The organism is bacterium (assembly GCA_028820935.1).
Classification (GTDB): Bacteria; Actinomycetota; Acidimicrobiia; order Spongiisociales; family Spongiisociaceae; genus Spongiisocius.
The window spans coordinates 37,446-53,382 of the sequence record JAPPHZ010000011.1; the positions used below are offsets into that span (position 1 = coordinate 37,446).

The 15,937-nt window shown below is 66.7% G+C and carries 13 protein-coding genes; 11 read left to right on the top strand and 2 right to left on the bottom strand.

Going from position 1 to position 15,937, the window contains the following annotated elements; all coding sequences use genetic code 11:
- Positions 1-89: 89 nt before the first annotated feature.
- Together OXM57_02320 and OXM57_02325 are read right to left on the bottom strand one after the other, a co-directional pair.
- Positions 90-2,258 (bottom strand): ABC transporter permease subunit, encoded by a 2,169-nt coding sequence (locus tag OXM57_02320; GenBank protein MDE0351518.1) that lies wholly within the window; start codon positions 2,256-2,258, stop codon positions 90-92.
- On the bottom strand, positions 2,255-3,490 hold the full coding sequence (locus OXM57_02325) for a glycine betaine/L-proline ABC transporter ATP-binding protein (GenBank protein ID MDE0351519.1): 1,236 nt from the start codon (positions 3,488-3,490) through the stop codon (positions 2,255-2,257). The genes OXM57_02320 and OXM57_02325 overlap by 4 nt, the downstream gene beginning before the upstream one ends.
- Positions 3,491-3,686: 196 nt before the next feature.
- Between OXM57_02325 and OXM57_02330 the strand changes: the two genes are divergently transcribed.
- The 11 genes from OXM57_02330 to glmM all read left to right on the top strand — a co-directional run bounded on the left by OXM57_02330 (position 3,687) and on the right by glmM (position 15,650).
- Entirely contained in the window at positions 3,687-5,456 is a 1,770-nt protein-coding gene (locus OXM57_02330) for a formate--tetrahydrofolate ligase (GenBank protein ID MDE0351520.1), read from the top strand.
- Positions 5,457-5,484: 28 nt separating this feature from the next.
- Positions 5,485-5,874 (top strand): VOC family protein, encoded by a 390-nt coding sequence (locus tag OXM57_02335; GenBank protein MDE0351521.1) that lies wholly within the window; start codon positions 5,485-5,487, stop codon positions 5,872-5,874.
- A 49-nt stretch (positions 5,875-5,923) separates the two neighbouring features.
- On the top strand, positions 5,924-7,858 hold the full coding sequence (locus tag OXM57_02340) for a molybdopterin-dependent oxidoreductase (GenBank protein ID MDE0351522.1): 1,935 nt from the start codon (positions 5,924-5,926) through the stop codon (positions 7,856-7,858).
- 98 nt (positions 7,859-7,956) lie between these two features.
- Positions 7,957-9,738: an NAD(P)H-dependent oxidoreductase subunit E gene (locus OXM57_02345; protein MDE0351523.1), complete on the top strand. Its 1,782-nt coding sequence runs from the start codon at positions 7,957-7,959 to the stop codon at positions 9,736-9,738.
- Positions 9,731-10,720 carry a 2Fe-2S iron-sulfur cluster-binding protein gene (locus tag OXM57_02350; GenBank protein ID MDE0351524.1) on the top strand — a complete coding sequence of 330 codons (990 nt, stop codon included), beginning with the start codon at positions 9,731-9,733 and terminating at the stop codon, positions 10,718-10,720. The genes OXM57_02345 and OXM57_02350 overlap by 8 nt, the downstream gene beginning before the upstream one ends.
- Entirely contained in the window at positions 10,677-11,909 is a 1,233-nt protein-coding gene (locus OXM57_02355; protein MDE0351525.1) for an MFS transporter, read from the top strand. Before OXM57_02350 ends, OXM57_02355 begins: the two co-directional genes overlap by 44 nt.
- 137 nt (positions 11,910-12,046) lie before the next feature.
- On the top strand, positions 12,047-12,508 hold the full coding sequence (locus OXM57_02360; protein ID MDE0351526.1) for a hypothetical protein: 462 nt from the start codon (positions 12,047-12,049) through the stop codon (positions 12,506-12,508).
- A 28-nt stretch (positions 12,509-12,536) separates the two neighbouring features.
- Positions 12,537-13,271 (top strand): tRNA pseudouridine(38-40) synthase TruA, encoded by a 735-nt coding sequence (gene truA / locus OXM57_02365; protein ID MDE0351527.1) that lies wholly within the window; start codon positions 12,537-12,539, stop codon positions 13,269-13,271.
- Between the two features lie 110 nt (positions 13,272-13,381).
- Positions 13,382-13,843 (top strand): 50S ribosomal protein L13, encoded by a 462-nt coding sequence (rplM, locus tag OXM57_02370; GenBank protein MDE0351528.1) that lies wholly within the window; start codon positions 13,382-13,384, stop codon positions 13,841-13,843.
- The gene (gene rpsI, locus OXM57_02375) at positions 13,843-14,247 is read left to right on the top strand and encodes a 30S ribosomal protein S9 (protein ID MDE0351529.1); all 405 of its coding nucleotides are present in this window, start codon (positions 13,843-13,845) and stop codon (positions 14,245-14,247) included. Before rplM ends, rpsI begins: the two co-directional genes overlap by 1 nt.
- A gap of 53 nt (positions 14,248-14,300) precedes the next feature.
- The gene (gene glmM / locus OXM57_02380) at positions 14,301-15,650 is read left to right on the top strand and encodes a phosphoglucosamine mutase (protein MDE0351530.1); all 1,350 of its coding nucleotides are present in this window, start codon (positions 14,301-14,303) and stop codon (positions 15,648-15,650) included.
- Positions 15,651-15,937 lie beyond the last annotated feature (287 nt).

Genomic DNA, 15,937 nt, shown 5'->3' on the forward strand with positions numbered 1-15,937 from the left:
ACTCTGATACTGAGTTTCATCATGCTCCTTTCTGGTTCGTTTCTTGAGTTCGGTTTGGCGGGAGTCCCTACTCCCGCGTGGGTGGGGGTTCACATACGGGCTCCGACCGTGGCCGCTGCTGCGGTGTCGGGCTCGGCTTTCGAATCCGACGGGTCTCCGTAGACCTTGGAACGCCGGAATTCCTTGAGTACGGCCATGGTGGAAGCCAGTATCAACAGTCCGCTGACCAAGGTAACGAAGGCTCCGAATCCCGTCAGGAACTGGTTGTCGCCGGAGCGGACATGCGTGAAGATCCATGCGAAGGCGATACACGTCACAGCGCTTCCCAGCCCAGCTGTCACGGTACTCCAACGCCATCTCCACTGCTCATTGCCGCCGAATACTCCCGCAGCGGGAAGGCCGGTCAACATAGCCAGCACTCCGGCAATCAGTGCCCAGAGGCCGAGTCGCGGGCCGCTGCCGACGAGACCGTTGGTGAACGATGCTTGCCTGGCTTGGGCTTCCAGGACAAGGAGATCGGCCGCGTATACGGCCTGATTCTCTGGATCCTCATCCGCGCTGCGTTTGAGTTCCTCTATCTCTATGGCCCGCGCTTCGGCTTCCGCCATGGCCTCAGGTGTGAGGGCTCTATCCGGACGGCTGTCAGCACTCCAACCGGAGAGCACGCCGACAAGGAGAACGAGGATCGCGATCCCCAGGCCGATGATCCTCCCCCAGTTTATTCCCAGCGGGAGCGGGTGGAGCGGCGCGTGTTCTGCGACCCTTATCCACAGAATCGCTCCGACCGAGCCGATAAGCCCTCCTGCCAACGCTAGGTACACACCGATACCCTGGCCGGGATCCGCGGCGCCAACTGCAATCCTGGCGTCGGTCACTGATTGGGCCAGCCAATGAGCGGAAGATACGACCAGTATGGAGATTGCAGCGATGACCGTCCCATCTACTGCCAGCCATCGGGGCGCTCGGCCCGGTCGGGCGCCGAAGGCCAGTACCGCAAGCACCACGAACAGACCCAGCGCCAGCACGGTTATACCGAACCAGGATCCTCCGGAGGCCGACAGGCCGCTGAAGACCTGACCAGCAAGTTCGCCTTCGAGAGAAGCGTCCGCCCACCTTCCAAAAGCGCTCATCTTGCCGGCATTCGATGTCCATGGGAGGAAGGTGCTCACGATCGCTACTAAGCCTCCGATGAGCACCAGCAGCATCGGAAGACGCTCACGGTTGGAGACCGGGGCATACTCCTCGGCTTCCTGGTACTCGACTATGGCCGTTGGTTCCGTATCGGGGATCAGCACCTCCGGATCGCGGCGATGCTTCCAAGCCAGTTGAACCCGCTTGAAAAAGTTGGTGGACTCGGTGCCCTGGCGCTGCGACATGCGGTCGAGCACGACTGCCACCAGGAAGAAGGCCAAACCTCCGGCCGCGCCTTCTCCGACATCCTGGTTGTTTATGGCCCGTAGCAGCACGCGCCCGAGACCGAACGAGCCCATGAGCGCGGCGATCCCGAGCATCGAGATGGCTAGGAGGAGGGTCTGGTTGATGCCGGTCATGATGGCGGGCCGCGCCAGCGGGATCTGGACGTCGAACAGGACGCGGGCCTCCGATGCGCCGTAGGCGCGGGAGGCTTCGACCACGTCGGAGGGTACTTGCCGGATGCCCAGATTGGTCAGGCGGATCAGTGGAGGGAGGGCATAGACCATCGTGACCATCGTGGATGAGACTTCGCCCAAGCCGAAGAACCAGATGAACGGCAACATGTAGACGAAGGAGTGAACCACCTGCATAGCATCGAGGATCGGTCGGGTCACCTGCCAGATGCTGTCCACCCTGCCACAGGCGATACCGACCGGGATCCCGATCGCCACGCAGAGGATCACCGCCACCCCGATGAGCCCGATCGTGGCGGCGGTCTCTTTCCATTGTTCTTGGGCCAGCAATCCGCAGAGCATTAACGCTGCAGCTACGAAAGTGGCAACCTTCAGGTTCCGGGTGAGCCACGCCACCAACGCCATCGCCAGCACGATCCACAACCACGAGATCTCGATGAGGAAGCCGCGCACCAGATTGCGGACCATGACCTCGAACGGCCAGGCGATGATATCGAGCACTGTCTCGAGGTTGACCGCTATCCACCTGGTGGCCTGTAGCATCCAATCCCCGAAGGGGATCTTCCACTCGTCGAGAATGGCGTTATCCCAGATCGGGATACGCTCCTGTGCCTGGGCAAGAATGGTGGAGGTGTCGGCAAGAACTCTCACAGGTAGGTCTCCCGCTCGAAGCCGTCGATGAGTTGTTCGACCCGTCCCATTTCCTCCATGATGTGCCGCGGATCCAGGTTTCCGATCAGCCGGCCGTCGTCGTCCGTGACCGCGATGGGTAACCCCCTGCCGGCCGATGCATACACGTCGTTGAGCGTCGTCTCGGCGGTGGTGGTGTCGAAGTCATCCCTGAGGGCGACCGACATGTTGACAGACCCCATGCTCGCCACCCTGACGCAGTCGGCGATGGTCAGGAGCCCGGTGGGTCGACCGTTGGGGTCGCAGGCGAAGGCGCCGCTCCGATCACCTATGTGGTCCAAGGCATCGGCGAGGGACAAGTCGGGATCGATCGGTTTGGGTTCCAGCATGACTTCCCGACATTCGATCACGCGGCCTTGATCCACATCCTGGACAAACTCTGCCACATAAGCGGTGGCAGGCTCTGTGAGGATCTCTTCAGGGGTCCCGATCTGGACGACAGCGCCGTCCCTCATGATGCACACCCGGTCGCCGATCCGCAGCGCCTCGTTGAGGTCGTGGGTGATGAACAGGATGGTCTTCTGTAGCTCGTTCTGGATCTCCATCATCTCGTCCTGCATCTGGCGGCGGATGAGCGGGTCGAGGGCTGAGAAGGCTTCGTCCATCAGCAGGATGTCGGGATCCGTGGCCAGAGCCCGTGCCAGCCCGACCCGTTGCTGCATACCGCCGGACAGCTCGCGGGGTAGGTTGCGGGCGTAGGGTTCGAGGCCCACCAACGACAGGGCCTTCATGGCGGCTGCGTCCCGCTCTGTCTTGTCGACTCCCTGGACCTTGAGGCCGTAGCCCACGTTGTCGATCACGTTCCGGTGCGGGAACAGGGCGAAATGTTGGAACACCATCCCCATCTTCTCGCGCCGGAAGGCCTGGAGCTGGGCGCCGTTCAGGGTCTGGACATCGGTTCCGTCGACCCAAACCTGGCCGGCCGTGGCGTCGAAGAGCTTGTTGACGGTGCGTAGAGCCGTGGACTTGCCGGATCCGGAGAGGCCCATGACCACGAATATCTCGCCCTGGGAGACCGAGAAGTTGACATCGCGGATGCCGATAACGTGGCCGGACTGGCGCAGCACCTCGTCCTTACCCACCCCGGCCCGGGCGAGGTCAAAGGCCCTACCGTGAGGTTGGGGACCGAAAATCTTGTAAACGTCCTCGAGGCGAATCAGCCCGTCACCGGCCACGACCGCTCCCTTCCTCACTCGTCACCGCGTGCCTCGCACTTGATGACTCGCTCGGCCTCACCGCCTTATCATGACCTTAGTGTGGGACCGGCCGCTTTGCCCGACGAACCATCCATGTTTCTCACGATGCGGAACGGTACCGCATCGTAGCACACGGACCGGCAGGACTATCCGGGTAGGATTCCCTCGGCAATTCACTGTTCACGGAGTTTGCATGAGTGCTTCCGGTAGGTTTCCCTCCGATCTCGAGATTGCCCAGGCCGCTCCGGTCACCCCGATTTCCGAGGTCGCTCGCTCGATTGGGATCCGTGCCGATGAGCTGATTCCGTACGGCTCTACCAAGGCCAAGGTCCACCTCGACATATTGAAGCGGGTCGGCGCCCGTTCACCCGGCAAGTACATCGACGTCACCGCGGTAACGCCCACACCTCTCGGGGAAGGCAAGACCACCACCACGATCGGCCTTGTTCAAGGACTGGGCCTCCTCGGGAAGAAGGCCGTCGCCGCCATCCGCCAGCCCTCGATGGGACCCACCTTCGGGATCAAGGGCGGGGCGGCAGGGGGTGGCTACAGCCAGGTCATCCCCATGGACGAGTTCAACCTGCACCTGACCGGCGACATGCACGCCATTAGCGTGGCCCACAACCTGGCGGCCGCGGCCATGGATGCCCGCTGGTACCACGAGGGGCGCATGAGCGACGCCCAGCTCGAGGCGATCGGGCTGGGGCGGCTCAATATCGACATGTTCCGGGCCCAGTGGCGCCGGGTGGTGGACGTCAACGATCGGGCACTGCGCAACGTGGTGGTGGGCCTGGGCGGTCGTATCGACGGCCGGCCCCGCGAGACCGGTTACGACATCACTGTGGCTTCCGAGTTGATGGCGATCCTGGCGCTCACCGACGGCCATGACTACGCCTCGGCGCTCCGCGACCTCCGGGCCCGCTGCGGTCGGATCGTCGTCGGAGCGGATACCGACGGCAACACCCTTTCCCTCGACGACTTGGGCGTGGGCGGCGCGGTGACCGTCCTGATGAAGGACACGCTGCATCCCACGCTGATGCAGACGCTCGAGGGCCAGGCCGCTTTCGTCCACGCGGGCCCGTTCGCCAACATCGCCCATGGCAACTCGTCGATCCTGGCCGACCGGGTGGCGCTCCAGCTCGGGGAATACGTGGTTACCGAGTCGGGATTCGGGGCCGACATGGGCATGGAGAAGTTCTTCAACATCAAGTGCCGGGCCTCCGGTCTGAAGCCCGATGCGGTCGTCCTGGTGGCGACGGTGCGCGCCCTCAAGACCCATGGTGGCGGCCCTCGAGTGGTGGCCGGCCGGCCGCTCGCCCCGGCCTACACCGAGGAGAACCTGCCCCTGCTGGAGGCCGGCCTCGTCAACCTGATGGCTCACATCGAGAACGCCCGCCGCTTCGGGATCGAGGTGGTGGTGGCGGTCAATACCTTCCCGACCGATACGGAGAACGAGCGCCGGGTGATCAAGCGGGCCGCCCGGGAGGCGGGAGCTCTGGCGGCGGTCACGTCCAGCCACTGGGCCGATGGCGGCCGCGGAGCGCTGGAGCTGGCCGAGGCCGTGGTGGAGGCGTGCGAACAGCCCGCGGACTTCCGCTTCCTCTACCCGTCGGAGCGGTCGATCAAGGAGAAGATAGAGACCGTCTGCCGGGAGATCTACGGCGCCGGCGGGGTCGACTACTCCGCCAAGGCGGCGCGCCAGATCGCCGAGTTCGAGCAGGCCGGGATGGGGAACCTCCCGATCTGCATGGCCAAGACCCCTCTCTCGATCTCGCACGATTCGTCTCTGAAAGGGCGGCCGAGCGGGTTCACCGTGCCGGTCCGCGAGGTCAGGGCGTCGGTCGGCGCCGGCTTCCTGGTGGTTCTCCTGGGTGAGATTCGCACCATGCCGGGACTGGGGGCCCGGCCGGCGTACATGAATGTAGACATCGATGAAGACGGCAAGATCGTCGGCCTGTTCTGACTTGTCGGCTGCAGCGGCGGGCGAGCGTGTGCAAGGGTCGGCCGCCTCGATCCGGTACCTGGTCATAGATTGTCTCGACCTGGATCGGTCGGCCGCATTCTGGGGTTCTTTACTCGGCCTGGCGCCGGGGAGGCGTCTCGACAACTACCTGTTCATGGGCCCGGTACTGCCCGGGTGCGATCTGGTTCTCCAGCAGGTGGACCGTGTCACGGCCGACAAGAGTCCGATCCACTTCGACATCGAGGGTTCGAACGAGGAGGACTTTGACAAGATCCTCGCGCGTACGGTGCAATTTGGTGGCAGAATCGTGGAGACGGTCACGGAGGCCGAGTACGAATTGACGGTGATGGCGGATCCCGACGGCAACGAATTCTGCGTGAACCGGATCCCGTTCCAATCGACCGTCGGTGCGACCTAGGCGGGGGTGAACGGCCGTTGGTGGAGAGTGAGGGAAAGGAGGTGATGGAATGCCGAGGGTGACGCTTCCCCGATTGACCACCCCGTACGTGCGACGGGATGACGAATTGGTGCCGGCAACGTGGGACGAGGCGCTCGACCGGGCGGCGGCCGGGTTGAGCCGCCATACCGGTAGCGCCTATGGCATGTTCTCGTGCTCCAAGGCGACCAACGAGATGAACTTCCTGGCGCAGAAGTTCTCCAGGCTGGTCATGGAGTCGAACAACATCGACTCGTGTAACCGCACCTGACACGCTCCCTCGGTCGCCGGTCTGGCGGCAGTGTTCGGAGTAGGAGGCGGGACATGTTCCTACGAGGAGATCGAGACCACGGATGTGATCCTGCTCTGGGGTTCCAATGCCCGGGAGGCGCATCCGATCTTCTTCCATCACCTGATGACGGGGGTTCGTAACGGCGCCAAGCTGTACGCGATCGACCCGCGCCGCACCACGTCGGCCATGTGGGCCGACGTCTGGCTCGGGCTCGAGGTGGGCTCGGACATCGCGCTGGCCAACACGCTTGCGCGCGAGATAATCGAGTCCGGCCTGCATAATGAGGAGTTCATCCGGCACTCGACCGAGGGTTTCGAGGCCTATGCCGAGTCGGTGGAGCCGTGGACGTTGCAGCGGGGCGCCGAGATCACCGGCCTGCCCCCCGAAGTCATCCGCCGCATGGCTCACGACTATGCCACTGCGGAACAGGCCCAGATCTGCTGGACGCTGGGCATAACCGAGCATCACAACGCCACCGACAACGTCCTCGCCCTCATAGACCTGGCCCTCCTGACCGGCCATGTCGGGCGCTACGGATCGGGATTGGTTCCGATCCGCGGCCAGAACAACGTCCAGGGTGGCGGCGACATGGGCGCGTTGCCCAACCGGCTGCCCGGTTTCCAGTCGATCGAGGATCCGGTCTCACGCGGCAAGTTCGAGGCCCTCTGGGGCCGATCCGTGCCCGACCGGGCCGGCAAGCATCTGTCCCTGATGCTGGAGGCGATGGAGCACGGCGAGATAACCGCCCTGTACGTGATCGGCGAGAACCCTGCCCAGTCGGAGGCCCGCTCCGACCATGCCCGCGACCTCCTGCGCGGGCTGGACTTCATGGTGGTGCAGGACATCTTCATGACCAGGACCGCCGAGCTGGCCGACGTGGTGTTCCCGGCGGCGGCCGGATGGGCCGAGACGGACGGCACGGTGACCTCCTCCGAGCGGCGCGTGCAGCGCGTCCGCAAGGCTCTCGACCCTCCTGGAGAGGCTCGAGATGATCTGCACATCATCTCGGCTCTCGCCGAACGGATGGGCCGGGGTTGGGGGTATCCGACCGCCGAGGAGGTTTGGGACGAACTCCGCAGCCTCTCACCCAACCACGCCGGGATGTCGTACCGCCGGCTCGCCGAGGCGGGTGGCCTCCAGTGGCCGTGTACCGACGAGGACCATGCCGGCACCCTGTTCCTGCACGGTGATCTCTGGGACGATCCGCTGCCTCGCGACCCGGCCCCCTTCTTCCCGACGCCGTGGGCCCCGCCGGTGGACGAGCTGAGCGAGGAATACCCGATCCGGCTCACCACAGGTCGCCGGCTCGACTCCTACAACACCGGCGTCCAGTCCGGGGGCTACTCATCCCCGCTGAGGACCGCGGTGGCCGTCGAGGTAGCTCCGGCGGACGCAGCCGAGCTCGGTGTGGCCGAGGGTGACCTGGTCCGCGTCGTGTCGCGCCGGGGGTCCGTGGAGGCGCCGGTGCTGTTCGATCGTACGCTCCGCCGCGGCCTGGCCTTCATGGCCGTCCACGATCCCGACGAGGTGGATGTGAACCTGCTCACCATCGACGCGTGGGACCCCAAGTCGGGTACCGCCGAGTTCAAGGCCACCGCGGTCCGCATCGATCCCTTGCGCAAGGATGCCGGGAGACGATCGGAACTCCAGCCCGTGGCAAACTACCGGGCATGAAAGCTGTCGGCCACCACAGAGCTGTCGGCCACCAAGCCATCCCCTTTGTAAGGGATTTCCCGGCAAACGTCTAGGAGACTCCCATCGACCTGCGACTCATGTCCGCCGAGCCGACCTCCGCGGAGCGGTTGGCCGTTGACGCGTTGCTAGGACCCCCCTCTCCATCCGGGGACGGGGAACCTGCGCAGCCAGCCGACCGGCGCGTGGCGTTCGGTGGCTATCGCCTCTCGGTGGAGAGCCGTCACAAATTGCTGCCGGCGCTCCATGCGGTGAACGACGCGATCGGATGGGTCAGCGCCGGGGCGCTCAACTACATCTGCGAGCGGCTGCTGGTCCCCCCGGCGGAGGCGTACGGCGTGGCCGGCTTCTACGCCTTGCTGTCGTTGGAGGAACGGCCGGCCCGCGTGGCTCACGTGTGTGACGACGTGGCCTGCCGCACCATGGGCGGCGCCGAGATACTGGAGGGCCTGGAGGGCCGCCCTGACGTGCATCCCAGCCCGTGCCTCGGTCAGTGCGACCAGGCCCCGGCTGTCTTCTTCCAGCGGGCCGGCGAGGAGGACACCGTGCTGGTCGGCGCTACCTGCGACCGCGTCACCGACGTGCTTGAAGGCGGCTCCGCCGGGGAAGTCCCGCCCGTCGTGCCGCAGGCGGGGGATCCGTCGTTGCGGCTGCTCAAACGTATCGGCACGGTCGATCCGAACTCCCTGGACGCCTACCGGGAGGCCGGCGGTTACCAGGCCCTGGCCCGGGCCGTCGAGATGGGGCCGGAACGGGTCATCGCCGAGATCAAGGCGTCCGACCTCCGGGGACGGGGGGGCGCCGCCTTCCCGATGGGGATCAAGTGGGAGGCGGTAGCCCGGTCACCCGCCCTGCCGCACTACCTGATCTGTAACGCCGACGAATCGGAGCCGGGCACCTTCAAGGACCGGGCGATCATGGAGGGCGACCCCTTCGCGGTGGTCGAGTCGATGGCCATCGCCGGGCTGGCCGTCGGGGCCGAGCTCGGGTACCTGTACATCCGGGCCGAGTATCCCCTGGCCCAGTCCCGCCTCCAGAATGCCATCGACCGCGCCCGGGCGGAGGGCCTCCTCGGCGCGGACGTGGCCGGCTCGGGCCGCACGTTCGAGATCGAGATCCGGCGTGGCGGAGGCGCCTACATCTGCGGTGAGGAGACCGCCCTGATGGAGTCCATCGAGGGCAAGCGGGGGGAGCCGCGTAACAAGCCTCCCTTCCCGACCCAGGTGGGCCTGTTCGGACGTCCCACGGTGATCAACAACGTCGAGACCCTGATCAACGTGCTCGACATAGTGCTCGAGGGCGGGGCCGCCTTCGCGGAGATCGGAACGGGGGAGTCGACCGGGCCGAAGCTGTTCTGCCTGTCCGGCGCCGTCGAGCGGCCCGGCCTGTACGAGGTGGAGTTCGGCCGGACGTTGGGGGAACTGATCGACCTGGCCGGGGGCGTTACCGGAACCGGCCGTATAGGAGCGGTGATGCTCGGAGGCGCGGCCGGGGTGTTCGTCGGTGAGGACCATCTCGACATGCCGCTGACCTTCGAGGATGCCCGGTCCCGCAGCGCCACGCTCGGCTCCGGCGTGATCCTGGTGTTCGACGACCGGACCGACTTCCCGGACATAACCAGGCGGATCGCCCAGTTCTTCCGGGACGAGTCCTGCGGCCAGTGTGTACCCTGCCGGGTCGGTACCGTCCGCCAGGAGGAGTTGCTGGCTCGCCACGATGGCGGCGAGCCCCTGGACGAGGATCTGTTCGAGGAGGTGGCGCGGGTGATGATGGACGCCTCGATCTGCGGGTTGGGGCACACTGCGTCGACTGCCATCCGGTCGGTCATCGATCTGGGCCTGCTGGAGCGGTCTCGTGGCTGAGATCACGCTGGCCGTAGACGGGACCTCCGTCACGGTTCCGGGCGGGTCGACCATCCTCGACGCTTGCCGCGTTCTGGGCAACGACCAGCCCACCCTCTGCTACCTGGACAACCTGACCCCGGTAAACGTCTGCCGGGTATGCGTGGTGGAGGTGGAGGGCAACCGCACCCTCGTGCCCTCGTGCAGCCGCCCGGCCGAGGAGGGAATGGAGGTGGCCACCGACAGCGACCGGGTCCGCCACTCCCGCAAGATGGTCTACGAGTTCCTGGCCTCCTCGGTCGAACTCGACCTGGTCGACGAGGAGACCGTGGCGTGGATGGACCGTTACGGCTGCGATCCCGACCGCTACGGCCCGCCCGCCGATCCTTCCGGCGACCGCGATCAGCGCAAGGCGGGCCACCACCGGATCGGTCCCGGGACCGCAGCCGAGACCGTTTACCAGCCGGTCAAGGTGGACAACGAGCTCTACGTGCGGGATTACTCCCGGTGCATCCTCTGCTACAAGTGCGTGGAGGCCTGCGGCGAGGACGCACAGAACACATTCGCCATAGCGGTGGCCGGGCGGGGCTTCGACGCCCGCATCTCGACCGAGTTCGACACCGGGTTGACCGACTCGGCCTGCGTCTTCTGCGGGAACTGCATAGGCGTGTGTCCCACCGGCGCCCTCATGTTCCGCAGCGAGTACGAGCTGCGCCAGGCAGGCATGTGGGAGGAGGACGGCCAGACCGTCACCCGTACCATCTGCTCGTACTGCGGGGTCGGTTGCAACCTGGACCTCCACGTCCAGGACAACCGGATCGTGAAGGTCACCTCGCCGATGGACCACTCGGTCACCTCCGGACACCTCTGTATCAAGGGACGGTTCGGATACGAGTACGTTCAGCAACTCGGCGACCTGGCCGTCACGCCCATCGACGAGATTCTCCGGAGAGCCAGGATTGACGACCGAGGGCGGCGCCGGTCCCCCGAGTCCCGCGCCTGAGGACTACATAGGGACGGGCCGGGCCGCGGCGCTCTTCTGTGCCGTGATCATGGTCACCCACGGCTTCGGCAACGGTCTGGTTCCTGCCCTCCTGCCGCGCATCGGTGAGAGCTTCGGGTCGGGCTATGGCGCCCTGGGCCTGGCCGTGTCATCAGGACTTCTGGCGTACGGTCTGGGCGCAGCCGTGGGTGTCCGGGTGGTGGACATGTTCCCGCTACGGGGAATCATCCTGGCCGCGCTGTCGGTCTGCGTGGTCGGGTTCCTGGTGGCGGTGGGGGCCGGATCGCCGGTGGTTCTTGCCGGATCGGTGGTGCTCATCAGCCTGATGGCGCCGATCAGTTGGTCGGCGTCGGTACGCCTCATCGCCCGGGTGGTCGAGCCCTCCTCCCTCGGGCGGGTCACCGTGGTGGCGAGTTCGGGCGCCGGAGTGGGGGGTGGCATCAACGGTGCGTACGCGCTCTTCCTCGCCGGACCGGACGAATGGAGGCTGGCCTTCGTGATCGCAACTGCGGTGTCGGTGGCGACCGGGCTGGCCGTCCTGGTGCTGCTGCCCCGCACTCCTGGCTCGAGGCCGCGGCTGGCCAGGACCGCCGTGCGGCGAAGAGACTGGAGGGATACGTGGGCGGTCCGGACCGGTCGGATGGTGATCCTGCTCAGCGTCGGGGCCGGCCTCGGCGGCTTCACGTTCGTCAGCTACATGTCGGCCACGGCGGTGGACGAGTTCGGTGTGTCACCGGTGGGGGTGGCCGGGCTGTGGTGGATTGCTTCGTCCGTCGGGCTGATGGCGGCCGTGATGATGGGCGCGTGGTCGGATCGGGTATCGCCCGTGCTGGTCATCGGCGTGATCTCTCTCGCCTACGCCACCGGTCTGGTTGTTCTCGTGCTGGCCTGGTCGTACACGGGCCTGATGGTGGCGGCCCTGGGATTCGGGTTCTTCAACTACCCGATATGGGGGCTGCTGGGCCACCTGGCCGGGCAGGGCATGGCGCCGCGGCTGGCGGTGCGGGCCTTCTCGGGAGGCCTGACGGCGGCGGCCTGGTGCGCAACGTCGGGAATCGCCCTGGCCGGCTGGTGGATCGACCGGACGGGCAGCTTCCGCATCCCGGTCGTCGTGCTGGCCACCCTGAGCGGTCTGGTCACCGCCTGGATCGCCACCGAGTACTTCCGCCGGCGCGTCAGGGGGGTGTAGCGAGTGAGGAACACCTGGTGGGTGGACCGAGGCGCCCGCGGGCGTGGTGGTAGCCTGGGCGGTATCCCGCCGGCCTTCGTCGCTCCTGTTACTTCGGCCGGGTAGGCCGTATTCTCAAGGACGTCATGCTTTCCCAGATGATCCGAGCCGGCCGCCTCGATCGGCCTTTCTACGAGTCGCTGCTCTTCGACCAGTACGCGACCGGCAACGCGGTGGTGATGATCATCATCGCCGGGATCCTTCCGCAGTTCTGGTCGTTCTCGCTGGTCGGCGCGGCGTTCGCCATCCTTGCCAGCATCTTCCGCGCCCTCCTGGTGACCGCCGCGGTGTGGGCGGCCTCGGTATACATCTTCAAGCGCCACGGAAACCACCGAGCCACCTTCAGGATGGTCGGCTTCGCCAACGTAGCCTTCTTCCCGCTGGTCCTGGCCGGGCGACCGGGCCTGCTGGGGTTGGTGGCGCTGCTGATCACCGCGGTGTGGTTCTTCCTCGCCCTCCGCACTGCGGTCGGCGCCCAGTTCGACCTCGACCATCCGGAGAACAGCTTCGTCGCCGCCACCGGCCTGCTCGGCTGGTACCTGTCGATAATCCTCTTCTAGCGGACCACGAGAAGGGCGCTCCGCCCGGATGCCGACCTACCGTCTCGACCTCTCCTATGACGGATCAGGATTCCACGGTTACGCCCGCCAACCCACCGTGCGCACCGTTCAGGGTGAGTTGGAGGCCGCTCTGGCCCGCGTTCTCGAGCCCGTAGACACGGTGGTGGCCGGGCGTACCGATGCCGGAGTCCACGCCCGCCATCAGGTGGTGTCCTTCTCCACCGCCAAACCGGTCGATCCCGACCGGCTGGCTCGTTCCCTCACCAAGCTCCTGGCGCCCGAGATCGTGGTATACGCCGCGGCGCGAGCGCCGGATGGATTCTCGGCACGCTTCTCCGCCACTCGCCGCACGTACCGGTACCGGGTCCTCAACAGTCCGCATCCCGACCCGCTCCGGCGGACGACCTCGTGGTACGTCAGCAAGCCGCTCGATCTGGGGGCGATGAACCGGGCGGTGGGTTACCTGGTCGGCGAGCACGACTTCGCTTCCTTCTGCCGCAGGCGGGAAGGGGCTTCGACCGTCCGTACCGTTCTCTCGGCCGCCTGGTCCGCCCAGCACGGCGGCATCCTCGAACTGGAGATCGCAGGAACGGCGTTCTGCCACCAGATGGTCCGGTCCATCGTCGCGTTCTCGGTGGAAGTGGGTAGGGGGCGGATCGAACCCGGTGCCACCCCCCAGGTCCTCCGCGCCAGGGACAGGAACGAGGCCAGGGGGGCCGCCCCGCCCCACGGCCTGGTCCTGTGGCAGGTGCACTACCGTTAGCGGCTGGCAACCGGCCGCTGACCTCGCTACAATCCGGCGGCCCGCCGTTTATAGCCGACCACCTGGCTTTCCGGCCCCCTTCCAGTATCCCGATCCGCAACCGAGCGACGATGGTGAAGCGACAGACCACCTACACCCCCAAGCCCGATGACATCAGCCGGCGCTGGTTCGTAGTGGACGCGGCCGACGTGCCGCTTGGGCGCCTCGCCTCGCGCCTCGCTCCGATACTGGCCGGCAAGCACAAGCCCACCTACGCGCCCCATATGGACGGCGGCGACTTCGTGGTGGTGGTCAACGCGGAGAAGGTGGCGGTCACGTCCACCAACAGCCAGAACAAGATCTACTACCGGCACTCCGGTTACCCCGGCGGCCTCAAGGAGGAATCGTTCGAGAGCCTGATCGAGCGTAGACCCGAGGCGGTCATCGAACGGGCGGTCCGGGGTATGCTCCCCAAGACCAAGCTGGGCCGCCGGATGATCCGCAAGCTCAAGGTCTACGCGGGTCCGGACCATCCTCATCAAGCCCAGTCTCCGGAGGTTCTCGACCTCGCCATAAGGAAGGTGAGTTTCTGATGGCCCGAGCCGTCGCCCAAGCCGTAGCCCAGGCAACAGGGCGCCGCAAGGAAGCGGTGGCCCAGGTGCGCCTTTACCACGGCACCGGCGTGTTCACCCTCAACGGGCGGTCGCTGGAGCGGTACTTCCCCACCATGGCCCGCCGCATGCGGGTGCTGGAGCCGCTTCGGGTCGCCAACCTGGAGGGCCGCTACGACATCGTGGCCAAGCTGCACGGTGGTGGCGTGAATGGCCAGGCAGATGCCCTCCGCCTCGGCATCGCCCGCAGCCTGGCCAGTATGGATCCGAGCCTCCGCCACGACCTCAAGCGCGCCGGGTTGCTCACCAGGGACGCCCGGGTCGTGGAGCGCAAGAAGTACGGTCTCCGCAAGGCTCGGCGGGCGCCGCAGTACACCAAGCGGTAGGAGAGTGCCGCCGGCCCTGATTCTCCGTGTCCCCATCCGGGCCGCACCCCACCTTGCCCGTTAATCCCTCTCATCCCCGCCGGCTCTTCGGTACGGATGGTGTGCGCGGGCTAGCCAACTCCGAACTGGGTGTCGATCTCGTGATGGGTCTGGCCCGCGCCGCCGGCGAGCCGGCGGGCGGAGGCGTGGTGGTGGTCGGCCGTGACACCCGCCGCTCCGGTCCGATGCTCGTCGCCGCGCTGCAGGCCGGATTCCACTCGGTCGGCGTAGACACCTTCGACGCGGGCGTGATTCCGGTAGGCGGGGTGTCCGCCCTCGTGACCGGACTCGGCGCCGACCTGGGAGTGATGGTCTCGGCTTCGCACAACCCGGCGCCTGACAACGGGATCAAGTTCCTCGATGCCGACGGCTTCAAGCTCGATGACGAGCGGGAGGCGGATATCGAGGCCCGGCTTTCCCGCGGAGCTCCCTGGCGCTGCCCCACCGGAGCCGGGGTGGGCGCCGGCCGTGCCCTCCCGGACGCGACGGACCGGTACCTGGCCGCGATCGGCTCCCATGCCTCCCGGTCGCTGGAGGGGGTGCGCCTCGCCCTCGACTGCGCCAACGGCGCCGCCTACCGGGCTGCTCCCCGGTTGTTCGCCTCGCTCGGCGCTGACGTGGTGACCTTCTTCGCCGATCCCGACGGGATGAACATCAACGACGGCTGCGGCGCCACCTCGCCCGAGCGCCTGGCCGCGGAGACCGGGGCCGGTGGCCGGATCGGGTTCTGCTTCGACGGCGACGCCGACCGCCTCATCGCGCTCGATGAGGATGGCCGTGTCGTCAACGGGGACGTGATCATGGCCATCATCGCCCTCCATCTCAAGAGACGGGGAGAGTTGGTCGGCAACAAGGTGGTCACCACGGTCATGTCCAACCTGGGGTTCCGTAGGTCCATGCGGGAGGCGGGGATCGAATTGCTGGAGACGCAGGTCGGCGATCGCTACGTCCTGGCGGCGATGCGCGAGCACGGCGCGGTGCTGGGCGGGGAACAGTCCGGCCACGTCATCCAACTCGACCGGGGGACGACCGGCGACGGCCTTCTCACCGCCCTGCGGCTCCTGGAGGTGCTGGTTCGGGAACGGCGCCCGCTCGCCGACCTGCGGCGGGATGCGATGACCGAGTTCCCCCAGGTGTTGGTCAACCTGCCGGTCCGGTCCCGGGATCTGGACCGGGCGAAAGGCCTGGGGGAGGCGATCGCCTCGGCCGAGGCCGAGCTAGGCGACGATGGACGGGTACTGGTGCGGGCTTCGGGAACCGAGCCCCTGGTCCGGGTGATGGTGGAGGCCGCCAGGGCGGAGACCGCCGACTCGATCGCCCACCGGCTGGCCGGAGTGGTCCGCGAGGAACTCGGCCGCGTGTAGCCGGCCGATGCCTGATGGTCCGCGCCGGTGCGGATCGGGGCTAATCTGGATGCGACAACCGATCACGGACAACCGTTTCTTCAAGCGCCTGACCCCGGCTGTCGAATCGAGAGATCGACTCGCCGGACCGGGGTGACGAGGAAGAGGGATCATCGAGCATTCGGCGGATGCCCTCTCGGCCCTTCCACGGTCGTGACGGTTCGGAGCAAAAGCCGCGGGCAACCGGGGTGACAGAGACCGGACCGGAGTGGAAGCGTGTGATCGGCGCGCGGCGCGCCGCCGGCCGG

Coding starts and splice junctions, on each gene's coding strand:
- OXM57_02345 (MDE0351523.1), top strand. CDS start 7,957: ATGTCCGCCGAGCCGACCTCCGCGGAGCGGTTGGCCGTTGACGCGTTG.
- OXM57_02360 (MDE0351526.1), top strand. CDS start 12,047: ATGATCCGAGCCGGCCGCCTCGATCGGCCTTTCTACGAGTCGCTGCTC.
- rpsI (MDE0351529.1), top strand. CDS start 13,843: ATGGCCCGAGCCGTCGCCCAAGCCGTAGCCCAGGCAACAGGGCGCCGC.
- OXM57_02330 (MDE0351520.1), top strand. CDS start 3,687: ATGAGTGCTTCCGGTAGGTTTCCCTCCGATCTCGAGATTGCCCAGGCC.
- rplM (MDE0351528.1), top strand. CDS start 13,382: ATGGTGAAGCGACAGACCACCTACACCCCCAAGCCCGATGACATCAGC.
- truA (MDE0351527.1), top strand. CDS start 12,537: ATGCCGACCTACCGTCTCGACCTCTCCTATGACGGATCAGGATTCCAC.